The 13,439-nt window shown below is 56.6% G+C and carries 11 protein-coding genes and 1 tRNA gene; 5 read left to right on the top strand and 7 right to left on the bottom strand.

Translation table 11 applies throughout. The annotated features are described in order from the left end of the window. Window positions 1–17: 17 nt before the first annotated feature. The 4 genes from ACN0WW_RS07490 to ACN0WW_RS07505 all read left to right on the top strand — a co-directional run bounded on the left by ACN0WW_RS07490 (window position 18) and on the right by ACN0WW_RS07505 (window position 3,471). Window positions 18–1,961, top strand: coding sequence for a S9 family peptidase (locus ACN0WW_RS07490; RefSeq protein ID WP_417610997.1), 1,944 nt, complete (start codon window positions 18–20; stop codon window positions 1,959–1,961). Between the two features lie 69 nt (window positions 1,962–2,030). Then, the gene (locus tag ACN0WW_RS07495) at window positions 2,031–2,456 is read left to right on the top strand and encodes a response regulator transcription factor (RefSeq protein ID WP_417610999.1); all 426 of its coding nucleotides are present in this window, start codon (window positions 2,031–2,033) and stop codon (window positions 2,454–2,456) included. 93 nt (window positions 2,457–2,549) lie between these two features. Continuing rightward, entirely contained in the window at window positions 2,550–3,080 is a 531-nt protein-coding gene (locus tag ACN0WW_RS07500; RefSeq protein ID WP_417611001.1) for a DUF4199 domain-containing protein, read from the top strand. A 22-nt stretch (window positions 3,081–3,102) separates the two neighbouring features. Beyond that, window positions 3,103–3,471: a VOC family protein gene (locus tag ACN0WW_RS07505; protein ID WP_417611003.1), complete on the top strand. Its 369-nt coding sequence runs from the start codon at window positions 3,103–3,105 to the stop codon at window positions 3,469–3,471. A 64-nt stretch (window positions 3,472–3,535) separates the two neighbouring features. Here the strand turns inward: ACN0WW_RS07505 and ACN0WW_RS07510 are convergent, their stop codons facing one another. From ACN0WW_RS07510 to ACN0WW_RS07540, 7 genes are all read right to left on the bottom strand, one after another. After that, the gene (locus ACN0WW_RS07510; RefSeq protein WP_417611005.1) at window positions 3,536–4,657 is read right to left on the bottom strand and encodes an aminotransferase class V-fold PLP-dependent enzyme; all 1,122 of its coding nucleotides are present in this window, start codon (window positions 4,655–4,657) and stop codon (window positions 3,536–3,538) included. Next, on the bottom strand, window positions 4,654–5,451 hold the full coding sequence (locus ACN0WW_RS07515) for a tryptophan 2,3-dioxygenase (protein WP_417611007.1): 798 nt from the start codon (window positions 5,449–5,451) through the stop codon (window positions 4,654–4,656). Before ACN0WW_RS07515 ends, ACN0WW_RS07510 begins: the two co-directional genes overlap by 4 nt. Window positions 5,452–5,488: 37 nt before the next feature. Then, window positions 5,489–6,985: a type II secretion system ATPase GspE gene (gene gspE / locus ACN0WW_RS07520; RefSeq protein ID WP_417611123.1), complete on the bottom strand. Its 1,497-nt coding sequence runs from the start codon at window positions 6,983–6,985 to the stop codon at window positions 5,489–5,491. A gap of 235 nt (window positions 6,986–7,220) precedes the next feature. Next, window positions 7,221–9,920, bottom strand: a complete 2,700-nt coding sequence (locus ACN0WW_RS07525) for a TonB-dependent receptor domain-containing protein (protein ID WP_417611009.1) — start codon at window positions 9,918–9,920, stop codon at window positions 7,221–7,223. Window positions 9,921–9,993: 73 nt separating this feature from the next. Further along, window positions 9,994–11,529: a hypothetical protein gene (locus tag ACN0WW_RS07530; RefSeq protein ID WP_417611011.1), complete on the bottom strand. Its 1,536-nt coding sequence runs from the start codon at window positions 11,527–11,529 to the stop codon at window positions 9,994–9,996. A gap of 315 nt (window positions 11,530–11,844) precedes the next feature. Continuing rightward, on the bottom strand, window positions 11,845–12,225 hold the full coding sequence (locus ACN0WW_RS07535) for a hypothetical protein (protein ID WP_417611013.1): 381 nt from the start codon (window positions 12,223–12,225) through the stop codon (window positions 11,845–11,847). Window positions 12,226–12,456: 231 nt separating this feature from the next. Continuing rightward, window positions 12,457–12,530 (bottom strand) — tRNA-Cys (locus tag ACN0WW_RS07540). 216 nt (window positions 12,531–12,746) lie between these two features. On the opposite strand from ACN0WW_RS07540, the gene ACN0WW_RS07545 reads away from it, so the two are divergent. Beyond that, the gene (locus ACN0WW_RS07545; RefSeq protein ID WP_417611015.1) at window positions 12,747–13,436 is read left to right on the top strand and encodes a protein-L-isoaspartate O-methyltransferase family protein; all 690 of its coding nucleotides are present in this window, start codon (window positions 12,747–12,749) and stop codon (window positions 13,434–13,436) included. Window positions 13,437–13,439: the final 3 nt, after the last annotated feature.

Raw genomic sequence — 13,439 nt, forward strand, 5'->3', positions numbered from 1 at the left:
AACAAGGGGACGATTGCATGATACGCAAATGGTGGGCCGGACTGACAATGGCAGCAGCGATGATCGTCGGCCCTTCGCCAGCGCTGGCCGAGGACGCTGCCCCCAAACCGGCGGCACTGGTCGCCGACCAGGTCCCCGCCGTGCCGCTGGACATGGTCGAGCGGACTCGCCCCTATATGGAATATCGTACCGCCAGCTTTGTCGACTGGGACCCGAAAACCCGGGCGATGCTGGTCTCCACGCGCTTTGGGGACACCAATCAGCTGCACCGCGTCGCAACCCCGATGGGCCAGCGGGAGCAGCTGACCTTTGGCAGCGAGCCGGTCTATTCGGCCCGCTACGCACCGGACGGTTCGTCGCTGCTTTTTGAAAAGGATAGCGGCGGCAACGAGGTCGACCAGATCTATGCGCTGACCAATGGTCGCCCACGGATACTCACCGATGGCAGCAGCCGGAACAGCTTGGGCCCGTGGTCGAGCAGCGGCAAGCTGGTCGCCTTCGGATCGAACAAGCGGACCGGGCTTTACAATGACATCTATCTGATGAATCCGGCGAACCCCGACAGCGCCAAGATGCTGATCGCATCGACCGGAGGCGGCTGGTTCCCGATCGATTTTTCTCCGGATGACAAGCAGTTGCTGGTGTTCAACTATGTCTCGGTGTCCGACAATCAGCTCTATCTGGTCGATATCGAACAGGGCACTTCGCACAAGCTGACCGACAGCAACAAGCCGGTCGCCTACGAAGGGCTGAAATTTGCGCCCGACGGCAGCCTCTGGGCGGCCTCGGACGATGGCAGCGACGTCAAGCGGCTCGGCATTCTCAATCTGGAAACCTCACTATTCGAACCGATAATCGACGAGAAAATCTGGGATATCACCGGTTTTGATATCAGCAAAGATGGCCGCTGGATTGCCTTTGAAGTCAATCAGGCCGGTCGGTCGGTGCTCAAATTCTACGACCTACAAAACGGTTCGGTGCGCCGCATTGATGCGCTGCCTGCCGGAGTGATCAGCGGTATTAAATTTGCGCCCTGGGGCGAGCTCGGAATCACGCTGAACAGCAACCGGACCGGCACCGACGCCTATAGCATCAATCCGGAAACGCTGGCGGTCACCCGCTGGACAAAGAGCGAGACCGGCGGGCTGGATGCTGCGGACAATGTCGCCCCGGAACTGGTTGAAATTACCAGCTTTGACGGCGAGAAAATGTCAGGATTTCTCTACCGCCCCGATCCTGCGAAGCATAAGGGGAAACGGCCACTGATCATCAGCATCCACGGCGGTCCGGAAGGCCAGGCGAAGCCGCGGTTCCTCGGCCGCAACAATTATCTCGTCAACGAGCTGGGGATCGCTCTCTTCTATCCCAACGTCCGCGGATCGACTGGCTTCGGCAAACGGTTCGTTGCGCTCGACAACGGTCCGTGGCTGCGCGAGAATAGCGTGCTCGATATTGGCGCTTTTTTCGATCGCCTGCGCGGCGACCGGATGATCGACCGGAAGCGGATCGCCGTCACCGGGGGCAGCTATGGCGGCTATATGACGCTGGCATCGATGCTCCGCTATGGCAAACAGCTGCAGGCAGGACTGGAAGTGGTGGGTATTTCCAATTTCGTCACATTTCTGGAGAATACGCAGGCCTATCGCCGTGATCTTCGGCGCGTCGAATATGGCGATGAGCGCAATCCTGAGCAGCGGGCCAAGCTGGAAGAGATCAGCCCGCTGGTTCGCGCCAGCGAGATTGCCATACCGTTGATGGTCGTCACTGGGGCCAATGATCCCCGCGTTCCCGCCAGTGAAGCCGATCAGATCGTCGCCGCAGTTCGTGCAAGCGGTCGCCCCGCCTGGCATCTGCTGGCAGAGAACGAAGGCCATGGCTTCCGCAAGAAAGCCAATGCCGACTACCAGTTCTGGGCGAGCCTGCTATTCTGGCAGAAATATCTGCTGGACGACGCGCAATGATGATGCGGTCGCCGGTCTGGTCGTGATGCGGGGCCGTATCCGCCTCGTACCCTGCGGTGTAGCCTGATCATGCCGCGCGCGATGGCCCGGACGGTTATCCTTTCTGCCATCGCTTTGGCTGCCGCCAGCTTTGCGCTGGAATGGCTAGAATATAAATATTTTACGAAAGCCTATTCGGTTGAAATCTACATCGTGCTGATCGCTCTGGGCTTTGCCGCGCTTGGTCTCTGGGTCGGCCGTCGGCTGACCCTGCAAAACCCGCGCGGCCCTTTTGAACGGAACCGCGCGGCCCTGAAATCGCTTGGGATTTCGGAGCGTGAACTGCAAGTACTGGAGGCTTTGGCAGAGGGTCAGTCGAACAAGGAGATTGGCCGGACGCTCGCCATTTCGCCGAATACCGTCAAAACCCATATCGCCAAACTCTATGCAAAACTGGATGTCAACGGCCGCGTGCGGGCGATTGAGGCCGCGAAGAGCTTGCATCTGATCCCCTGATCTTTCGGGGTGATTCCGGCCCAATCACCCACCTGGGTGATTTCCAATAACGGCTACGGGTGCCATAACCGCCGCACAAGCGGAGGTACGACTATGCAGAAAATTGCCTTAACCTATGGGGTGCTTTCCGGAACCATCACCATCGTGACATTGATCCTCGGTCTGGTGGTCAGCGACGGCGGCAGCTTTCTATCGTCCGAACTGTTCGGCTATCTGACCATGCTCGTCGCATTGTCGATGATCTTCATCGGCATCAAGCGTTATCGCGATCAGGAACTGGGCGGGGTAATCCGGTTTCTGCCCGCTTTTGCCATGGGGCTTGCTATCGCGGTCACGGCGGCGATTATCTACACGATTGTTTGGGAACTCTATTTGATGGCGAGCGGCCACGACTTTATCAACAACTATGTGAACGCCGCGATCGAGGCAAAAAGAACAGCTGGCCTGGCTCCCGAAAAACTGGCCGAGGACATTGCGGCGTTGGAAGAGATGCGGTCTGATTACGGCAAAATCTACATTCGCATGCCGATGACCTTTCTCGAGATTTTTCCGGTGGGTCTGATCATCGCGCTGCTGTCGGCAGCCGTATTGCAAAACCCCAAAATTCTGCCCGCCCGCCAATAACATTTCGCAAAGGAGAGAAATCATGAAACTTGGCGCTTTTTCGATCAGCCTCACAGTCAAGGATATCGCCCGCTCCAAAGCCTTTTACGAACAGCTTGGCTTTGCAAAATTTCACGGTGACGAGGACCAGAAATGGCTCGTCCTGAAAAATGGAGAGACCCTGATCGGTCTGTTCGAGGGCATGTTTCCCAAGAATCTGCTAACGTTCAATCCCGGCTGGGATCAGGACGCCCAAAATCTGGATGATTTTGACGACGTCCGCACTATTCAGCAATCATTGCTGGCAGCGGGCGTGGAGCTCGACAGTCAAGCGGAGGGCAAAGAAGGTCCGGGCAGCATCATGTTGACCGACCCGGACGGCAATCCGATCCTCATCGACCAGCATCGTTGAGCGGCTGATTCCATAAAATGAGCATCGCTGCCAATGAGCGGATCCACCATCAGCAGCGGGCCGTTCAGTCCAATTCAGCCAATATCCTTATCAAACGCGTTACATCTTCAGGATCATGGTACAGCGCGAAGCCGATGCGCAGAACGTCGCCCCTAACGTCGGTCGTGACATTTTGCTCGGTCAGCGATCGGTGGAGCATCGCTGCCCGCTCCCCCTTGAAGGCCAGAAAGCGCGCGTGCGGCTGCTGATTTATCGGATTGAGCAACACAAAATCTTTAAGCGGTTGCGCAGCGAGGAACTGCTCTTGCAAACTCGCAACATGGTCTGAAATCACGGCTGTTGTCAGCCCCTCGTCCCGCAGCATGTTCTGCACCGCATTGAACCGGTAGAGGCCGGAGGGATCGAAGGTACTGCCCAGAAACCGCCGGCCATCGGGCGCATAGCCAACCTCACCGGGTGATCGCGCAAGATCATCAAACACAGCATACCATCCCGTCACCACAGGCCGCTCAGCATAGCCGGGAGGTGCATGGAGAAAGCACACGCCTTCTCCGGCCATCGCATATTTATAGCCGCCAGCCACATAAAACACGCGGTCCGCTATGGCTGAAAGATCAGTCTCCATCGCCATGAAACCATGATAGCCATCGATCACCACCCACGGCCCTTGAGGATGGGCCAGGTCCGCCAGTTTATCCAGATCGGACACAACGGTGCCGGAATTGAAGAGAACATGGCTGGTATAAATCAGATCAAACGGCGCAGCCCGCGCGGTTTCGAGCAAGGCTGCTGGCGGGACCGTTTCCAGCACCACCTTCCCCGCCTCCACCCAGCGGGCCATTTGCCGACCAAAGCTGTGAAACTCGCCTTCGGTCGCCAGCACGCGCACGGGATGCGCCGCGATGGTGGAAACCAGCGGCACCAGAAAATCATGGGTGTTTGGCGCAAAACATATTGTCGCCGGGTCTGGCAGATTAAGCTCATCTGCAACATGCTGCTGTGCCTCGGACCAGACCGGCCCCATGATTTTTTCCCATTTATGGTCCGCCAGCGTCGCAGCATCCTGCCAGGCAGCCATTTGCCCCTTCTGGCTGGCATCGGGCCACAGATGATGGCTATGCGCGGCGAAATGCAGACGCTCGCTATTGGACGCGAGAGATTGTGAAAACAGGTATTTCCAGTTCATAATTGGGTTCGCAACGACCAAAGTTCAGGAAAAGCGCGTTTGCCAAGGGTTGTTTGCAGGTAAGAGACGCCCGCCGTTCCCCCAGTGCCCATCTTCCCGCCGATGATCCGCTCGACCGTCAGCACATGCTTGTGCCGCCAGGTCGCCATGGCATCGTCAATATCGACCAGCTTCTCGGCCAGTTGATACAGCTCCCAATATTGTTCGGGATTGCGGTAAACCTCGAGAAAAGCCGTCTCGACCTGCTCGGATGGTTGATGAGGCTTGGCGAAATCCCGGTCCAGCAGGTCCGGCGAAATATCAAAACCGGCCCGCGCCAGCGCTGATATCGCGTCGTCCCAGATGCTCGGGTGATCCAGTGCAGCCTGCATCGCCGCCTGCGCCTCCGGACGATCCTCCTGATATTTCAGAAACCCCTTGTCCTTGAGGCCAAGCATATATTCCACAGTCCGGAACTGATCAGACTGAAAGCCGGAACTGGGACCCAAAACATGGCGAAAGCGCGTATAATCGCTCGGCGTCATCGTCGACAACACATCCCAGCTGAGCGTCATCACCGCCTGAATCCGGCTGATCCGCGCCAGCGCCTTATAGGCTGGAACGAGTGCGTCCGCGTTGATCTCCTGCTTGGCGAAGCGCATCTCGCGAATGATCTGCTTGAGCCACAGCTCCTTGGTCTGGTGGATGATGATGAACAACATTTCGTCGTCCAGATCGGATCGGGGATGCTGCGCGTCCAGCAATGTATCGAGCGCCAGATAGCGCGCATAGGTCATGGTAGATTGATCGGTCATGCGGAAGTGTAACGCTGCAATCGGTTGATGGGAAGAGCTACCCGATCAGCCCTACGCTTTCGCGGCGGGAGATCCTGATCCCTTCTTCGGCGGTGGTCAGTCCTTCACGGACAAGCGCTCTGGCAGCGGAGCCGAGATTGGGCTGGCGCAAGAAGGCATGGGAAGCGATGCGCGCCTCATCGCCGCCATCATTGATAAGCTTGCGCAGGCTGTCGTCGATGCGGATGGCCTCGAACACGCCGATCCGGCCCTGAAAGCCGGTCTGGTTGCAATGTTCACAACCGGTTTCGCGGTAGACCACTGTGCCATTGTCAAAGCCGAGCAGCGACGCCAGAGAGCCATCGGCCTGAATCGGCGTGCGGCAATGTTCGCACAGCTTGCGGACCAGACGCTGCGCAACCACCGCGCGCAGGGTCGAGGCCAGCAGAAACGGCTCCACCTTCATATCGCGCATCCGGGTGATCGCCCCTACTGCGTCATTCGTATGCACCGTGGAGAGCACCAGATGCCCGGTCAGGCTCGCCTGCACGGCGATCTCGGCTGTCTCTCTATCCCGGATCTCGCCGATCATCACCACATCCGGGTCTTGGCGCAGGATCGCTCTGAGGCCAGCGGCAAAGGTCAGACCGACCTTGCTATTGACCTGCGTCTGGCCAATGCCCTCGATCGCATATTCCACCGGGTCCTCGACGGTGAGGATATTGCGGCTGCCGTCATTGAGCTGCTTGAGCCCTGCATAGAGCGTGGTGGTCTTGCCCGAGCCCGTGGGGCCGGTGACGAGAATGATGCCATTGGGTTCTGAAAGCGCGTCGGTCAGGATCGCATGCGTGCTTTGCGACATGCCCAGCAGATCTAATGATATGCCCGCGCTCTCCTTGTCCAGGATCCGCATTACCACCCGTTCGCTGGCTCTATTGGGCAAAGTGGATACGCGGACATCGAGCAGCTTGCCGCCCAGCGTCAGGCTGATCCGGCCATCCTGCGGGATTCTGCGCTCGGCAATATCCAGCCGCGCCATCACCTTGATCCGGTTGACGATCACCCCGGCGACATGCGGCGGCATCCTCAGCTTTTCCGTGAGCACACCGTCGACGCGCATTCTTACCACCAGCCCTGTCTCATAGGGCTCGATATGGATATCGGACGCGCCCTGCCGGGCCGCCTCTGCGATGATCCCGTTGATCAGTCTGATCGTGGGCGCATCATCGGCGCTGTCGAGCAGATCTTCTGCGCTTGGAATATCCCCGGCAATATCATCCAGCCCTTCTCCGGCCAGCGCCATATCGCCCGCCATCGCCGCCGCCGATCCGTCCATGGCGTAATGGGCACTCAGCAGCTTCTCGAACGCCGGGCCATCCACCAGTTCCACATCAAACGGCAAGGCCAGATAACGCCGGACCTCCAGAAGGGCCGATGGATCGGAGCCGGCACGCAGCGCGAGCGCGGCGCGGTCGCCATCCATCGAAAGCAACAGAACACCGTTCTCGCGGGCATAGCTATAAGGCAAATCCAGTAACGGCAGCTGGGACCCCAGAGCAACCGTATCATCCGACGGGCTATCCGCCGTAGAGAAATTTTCCGCGTTCACTGTGATATGATCTGGCTGGTGCCAACCCGTTGCTTGCCTGAATTTGGTCGGCACGAGACGAAAGTCTCGGGAAATCCGCCGTGCATCACGATTACCTTCCCGCTGCTATCCTGAGACGGAATAGGAAAATAATGTGACGCTACGGCGACTCCTGTTTGACAGATAGATTACAACGTTCGTCCTAGAAATTCAGGCCGATGCTCATCGAGAAACGGGTTCCGACATCATAGGCATTGTTCAGGATTTCCGTGGCCCCCAGCGTCTGCGATTCACGATAGTCGGTGCCGAGCAGATTCCGCGCCTCGAATTTCAGCTCGAAGTCCTGGCCAGCGATATTCATCTCTTCACGCAGCACCACATCCAGCTTCCAGCCGGTACGTTCGACAAGATCAGGCTGATCCTGAGGGCCACGTGCTGTGACGCGGGGGCTGTTGTAGGTCAGAAGAACGGTTTGCTGAGAAAGGCCTTCCTCCTTTTCCATCCCGAACTGCAAGTTTGCAACATGGGTGGATTGGCCGGTCAAACGGTCACCATCATTGAACAGATTGGAAGCATCGGTTGCCGACAAGGTCACCGGGTTGATAGCCTGATCGCCAGCCGCGACCTCGATTTTGGACTTGGTATAGGTATAGTTGGCCGCGATCATAATGCGCCGGTCTTCGAAGAAGCTGCCGCCCAGATCGTAAAGCGGGAAATATTTCACCAGCTCGATTTCACCGCCATAGAGCGTAGCGCTGGGTGCATTCGAAAAGCCGGTGAACAACGTTCCGCCACCCTGTACAAAGGCTACGTTCTCGATCGGATTGTCGATCTTCTTGTAAAAACCGGCAAGAGTGATGCGCTCACCGCGACCAATATAATATTCGTAGCGCCCCTCAAAGTTGAGCAGTTCGCTATCGGTCAGCAACGGGTTGCCGATAAAGGTGCGGTCGGTGTCGAGATCGAGAAACTGTTGCGGCGCCAGTTCACGGAACTGGGGTCTCGCGACTGTTTTCGATGCGGCAAAACGGAGCTGCATGTCGTCGGCAAAATTCCAGGTCAGTGTTCCTGCCGGCAACCAATAATCGTTGCTTATCCCGGTTGCGACAGATGCGGAGCCACCCTGCAACAATATCGGCAGGACGGACTGTTTGGCATCTTCGTACCGAACACCTACGTTCAGCCGAAGACCGTCTGCCAGCTCGGCATCAAACTGGCCGTAGCCGCCGTGTATTTCCAGCTGCGCCTCATAGGCCGGCACCGATGTCTGGGCAGCAACCTCACGCAATTCGATCTCGTGGGTAAAGATATTGAAATCAGAGAGCAGGAAATCAATCCGTTCCTGATCGATCGGATTGGGCAAGCCATTGGCCGGAACGAACCGAAAATCACGGCGCTGGGCCTGACGGTCGTTGAGATAATAGCTGTAGCCGACGCTGAAATTGACCGGGACCCCGATATTGGTTTCATAGCCCAGATCGACACCGGCACCGTAAACGTCATCATTGAGATCGCTAAACTGCACGCGAGCGGACTGACCAGGTGATGTCAGGTCGTTGACGAAATCATTCGCGATAATTTTGTCAAACGCATAGCTGTAAGTACGTTGATAAGGCGCATCGCGCTGTGAGTTCGCCCACGAACCGCGGACATCCAGCGACAATTCGTCAAACTTGAATTCACCCACAAACTGGGTGGTAAACAATTGCCGTTCGAACCAGCTCGTGCGGCCCTGATTCAGCAAGGTCTCTTCGTCAACGTTGATCGCGTCAATACCCGCCTTGATCGACGCTTCTTTCGAAGTGTCATGAATATAGAGATTGGTAAAGCGGAGCTTGTGCTCGCCAATTTCTGCCGAAAGACCGAGCAGGCCATTGACGACAATCCGGTTCTCCGTCGTCACAAAATTGAAATTCTGGTCCGGACGCAGGCCAGGCTCCCCGTCAATGTTGACGATCCCCTGCGTTGTCTGCTGCACACCGCCGCGCGTGCGCCAGCTGTTTTCAAACCCGGCCGTAGCGACAATCCCGACAAATGCATCGCCAACATCAAAGCTGGTCCCGCCGGTAATGTCCGCGGAGAAGTTGGCCGGAATGTCCCTATTGCGCTGAATCAGGTTGGTTTCGGCATTGTTGAGACTTGCCGCAAATTGCTGCAAATCCTGGCTGGAAAATTCCGTGCCCACCGAAATCGGGATATTTTTGGCGATCGCGTTCGCCAAGCCGCCAGGAATGTCGCGGACGCCATCGTCATAACCGATGATATCCGTGTCCGAGCCATCGTAGGTATAGCCAAGCTTACCAGTGGTCTCGCTATCACCGCTGACACCGAAATTGATCTTGAGAAACGGCTCCTCTGGTGTGGACTTGGTGGTCAGGTTGATCACACCGCCGCCAAATTCGCCAGGGTAATTGACCGAATAGCTCTTCTGCACGACCGTTGAGGCAATCACGCTGGTCGGGAAAAGGTCTAGCGGGACAACGCGCCGCAGAGGTTCTGGCGAAGGCAAGGGAAGGCCATTGAGCAGAGCCAGAGAATAGCGTTCGCCGAGGCCACGGACGAAAACAAAACGGCCGCCGACCACGCTGAGGCCCGTTACGCGCTGCAATGATCCGGCAATATCGCCATCGGCTGCGCGGGCGATTTCCGCCTCCCCGAGCACCGAGACGACTTCCGATGTCGCGCGAATGGGGTTGGGAATATATTTTCCGCGGACAATGATCTCGCCGCTGAAGTCACCGCCCGGCGCGGAAATATCTACGTCATCTTCGATGATATCATCGTCGGGCTGCGCGGTTTCAGTCGGCGGATCCTCCGTCGCTGTGGTTTGTGCATATGCCGCAGGCGACACCAGCGCGGTGCCGAGGAGCAGGCTGGTGATTATCGCTGTCCGCTTCGTCATCGGATCTTCCTTCATAATGGTAAAAATGGGATGGCGACCGGAACCGGCCACCATCCCATGACAAAATTGCTGCTCAACCGATGGTGGGTGCAATCACGCAATCATTTGCATAGAGTCCGCAGGTCCATCCCTGGAAGCGCGTGTCGTTCGCGTCCCGGACAGCGCCAATATAATCAACATCTTCGAAGAAGCTGTTGATGCTGTTGACGGCCGTTGCGGTCACGGCATTCTCATTTGCACCATTGATGAACGGGAATGCGGCAGAAGCATTGGCCAGGGTGGATGTACCGTCTGACGTGTTGTTGCTGCCAGCATTGAAGATCGTCTGGATCTGGGCAACGGTGATATTACCATCATCAACGAAGGGGGTCGCACAGCTCATGAACACCGACTCAAATACCGGTGGTCCGTTTTCGTCCGCTGCGGCGCCAGCAGCCTGAACGGTAGTGGCACTATCGATATCGATACATGCCGCAGGGCTGTTGAAGACCGAGTTGTAGAAGGCATAATCACCGCCCCCGCGCAACAGGATAACATGATCGCCGCCGTTGGAGACGAAGGTCACGTTTGCAAGCTTGTGATCCTGGCGTGGTTCGGCATCTTCATCGCCATTTGAATCTGCTTCCATCACATGGTCGCCGCCATTGGCGCGCTGAACAGCGAGGACGAACTGGTTGTGACCCTTGAACCCGGAGTCGGAGTCGACCGAGTCATCGTCGATACCGGTCATGACAAGATTCTTGCCGTTGACCCGTCCGCCAAACCATTCGACACCATCGTCGGAGCTATTGTGAATCTGGATGTTCTGGAAGAATGTTCCACGACCAACGCCGGCCATGGTGATGCCGTTCAGTTCATTACCAGGGGAAACTTCGAAGCCGGGATAGCGAACCTGTACATAGGAGAGGCGACCGCTGGAATCGTTTGGCAGCGTTCCGCCGTAGACGGCATTGGATGGCCCTTCCACAATCGCTTCACAATCGGTCCGGGTTCCATCTGGATTGGATGCACCGCCGGTTGCGCAGTCAGAGATTGGTGCACGCCCCAGAATGACGATGCCGCCCCACTGGCCGATGCTGTCTACACCCGCGGACCCATCAATATTCTGACGCGACGTGAAAATGATCGGAGCGGAAGCAGTGCCTTCAGCAAAAAGCTGGGACCCGCGATTGACGAGCAGAAAGTCTCCACCCGAAGAACCGAATATAGTGACACCAGGCTCGATGGTCAGAATACCCTGAGCACCGCCATCAACGCCCACTTCAACAGCGCCGGACAGTGAATAGATTGTATTTGCGGTATTCGGTCGCTTGGGCAGCACCAGATTGCCCTGAATGATACCAGATACCTGACAATTGCGCGCCTGTTCACCATTGCCCGTCGTGATCGTGCCGACATTTGCCGTGCCGGTGGGGCAATCGGTTGCTGGCGTACCGGCAGGAGTTGGTGTCGGCGTTGGCGTAGGCGTAGGGGCCGGTGCAGGAGCTGGAGTAGGCAATACGACGATATTGCCCTCGCCTGGCGATGCAACATCATCGGCGCCACAGGCGGTCACTGCAACGGCAGCGACGCCCGCAAACAGGAAGGAACGGATTTGCTTATTCAACATGGGATTGGTCTCCGCAAAAATAACTGGTTTGAAACGTTCGAATCAAACGATGCGGAATCGAATCAAAAGCTCCCCATCGCCCTCAGCGAAGGGCTCTAGGGATAGGAGGTGACCCTGCGATGCCGTTTGCATGACGCTTTGGAGACACAAATATTACACATATTTTGCACTGACAGCCGCAACCGCCAATAAGCGCGCATTACAGAGGTGAAATGAGCGAAGCGGTTCGAAAAACACAAAAAAAGGCGGCCGCTATAACGACCACCTTTCAAAATTCACACGGTCCGGAAATGAATTTCCGGCTGGAATCAAAGCCTACCGACCGGCATATTGGCTGTTAAGATTCTGCAAAGCCTGATCCGCTGCGTCTCTGGAATTGACGACGGTACCGTTGGCCAGCACCAGATCGAAATTGGTATCGCTTTTCATCGCAGCCATAAACATGCGGGCAGCATCGCCGGTGCGCCCCATCCGGGCATAGACCTGGCCAAGATTGATCAGCCGAGCGGGGTCATTGGCATCGACCTTTTCCGCCGCCTCCAGCTGCTGGAGAGCGATCTCGTTTTGACCAGCCATCAAGGCGTCATAGCCCAAGGCACCTTTTGCATATCCAATTTCGCCTGAATCCTGGGCAATTGCCGGGGTTCCGATCAACATCAACCCAGCTGCGATTCCGATAATTTTAGCGGTTTTCATAGCATATTCTCCTAATCCGATATCCGTTTATTACACTTATATGACATACCTTGCAATAAAACTGTAACATAAGTGTAAAATATCTACATTGTTTGAAATATGCTCTTTTTATCAGGCTCTTATGCGGGCGCGCCGACCCCTGCAGTCCGGATCGGCACAGCGCAAATGCGTGGCACAGCCGCTAACCGAAGTTGGATAGTCCACTATTCTATTCAGGATTTGAGAGATGTCTGGAGGCCCGAGCCGGAATCGAACCGGCGTACACGGATTTGCAATCCGCTGCGTCACCACTCCGCCATCGGGCCGGAGAGAGCGCGCGAATTGCTTCGGTTTGGAACGAAAGTCAACCCAAAGTTGCGTCGGCGGCAACTGACCTCATCGATGGGCATAATGGAGTAGCTGTCGCGCAAAAGACGCAATCGGGACAAATTCGCCGGAATCCATCTTGGCGCGGGTCACAAGGCGAGCTAGAAGCACAAATTCTCCGCCATAGTGTATTGTATTCATAATACAGAAGTGGCATGGACGACAGACTATATCATTGCGAGGATCGACGCTTGGGCCAGGAAAATTTCAGACAGATGCGCAAAGCCATGGTGGTCAGCCAGTTGCGGACAACCGAAGTCAGCGATCCACGCGTCATTGCGGTTATGAGCCATATTGCTCGTGAAGATTTTGTTCCGGCTGCTCAACGGAGCTTTGCTTATGCCGATCGCGGCGTGCCTATCGGCGAAGGCCGAGCCTTGAATCCGCCGCTCACAACGGGACGACTGTTGAATGTCGCTCGCATCACGAAAGCGGACAAGGTTCTTCTGATTGGCGCAGCTACGGGCTATACGGCAGCATTGCTGGCAGAACTGGCCGGATCTGTTACCGCGGTCGAACAAAATGCCACGTTTGCAGAAACGGCCGCGAAAAATTTGGCGACTTTCGACAACGTCGAGATCGAGACCGGCAATCACGCAGACGGTTGGCCGACAGCGGCACCCTATTCTGTAATCGTGATCGACGGATTGGTTGAGCAGATTCCGCAAACCTTGATCGATCAGCTCGCGCCCGAAGGCAGAATCGTCGCGTCGATGATGCATGACGGCGTTGCCCGCCTCGCATTGGGCAGGACGGCTGGCGGTCATGTTGGCTATCAATATTTTGCCGACGGTGGAGGATGCCCGTTGCCCGGCTTCGAAATGGCAAAAAGCTTTAAATTTTAAGGC

Source organism: Parasphingorhabdus sp. (assembly GCF_048269865.1).
GTDB lineage: Bacteria > Pseudomonadota > Alphaproteobacteria > Sphingomonadales > Sphingomonadaceae > Parasphingorhabdus.

Excerpts from the sequence above, each read along its gene's own strand:
- ACN0WW_RS07505 (WP_417611003.1), top strand. The coding sequence starts at position 3,103 with ATGAAACTTGGCGCTTTTTCGATCAGCCTCACAGTCAAGGATATCGCC.
- ACN0WW_RS07500 (WP_417611001.1), top strand. The coding sequence starts at position 2,550 with ATGCAGAAAATTGCCTTAACCTATGGGGTGCTTTCCGGAACCATCACC.
- ACN0WW_RS07535 (WP_417611013.1), bottom strand. The coding sequence starts at position 12,225 with ATGAAAACCGCTAAAATTATCGGAATCGCAGCTGGGTTGATGTTGATC.
- ACN0WW_RS07545 (WP_417611015.1), top strand. The coding sequence starts at position 12,747 with ATGGACGACAGACTATATCATTGCGAGGATCGACGCTTGGGCCAGGAA.
- ACN0WW_RS07510 (WP_417611005.1), bottom strand. The coding sequence starts at position 4,657 with ATGAACTGGAAATACCTGTTTTCACAATCTCTCGCGTCCAATAGCGAG.
- ACN0WW_RS07495 (WP_417610999.1), top strand. The coding sequence starts at position 2,031 with ATGCCGCGCGCGATGGCCCGGACGGTTATCCTTTCTGCCATCGCTTTG.
- ACN0WW_RS07525 (WP_417611009.1), bottom strand. The coding sequence starts at position 9,920 with ATGACGAAGCGGACAGCGATAATCACCAGCCTGCTCCTCGGCACCGCG.
- ACN0WW_RS07530 (WP_417611011.1), bottom strand. The coding sequence starts at position 11,529 with ATGTTGAATAAGCAAATCCGTTCCTTCCTGTTTGCGGGCGTCGCTGCC.
- ACN0WW_RS07490 (WP_417610997.1), top strand. The coding sequence starts at position 18 with ATGATACGCAAATGGTGGGCCGGACTGACAATGGCAGCAGCGATGATC.
- ACN0WW_RS07515 (WP_417611007.1), bottom strand. The coding sequence starts at position 5,451 with ATGACCGATCAATCTACCATGACCTATGCGCGCTATCTGGCGCTCGAT.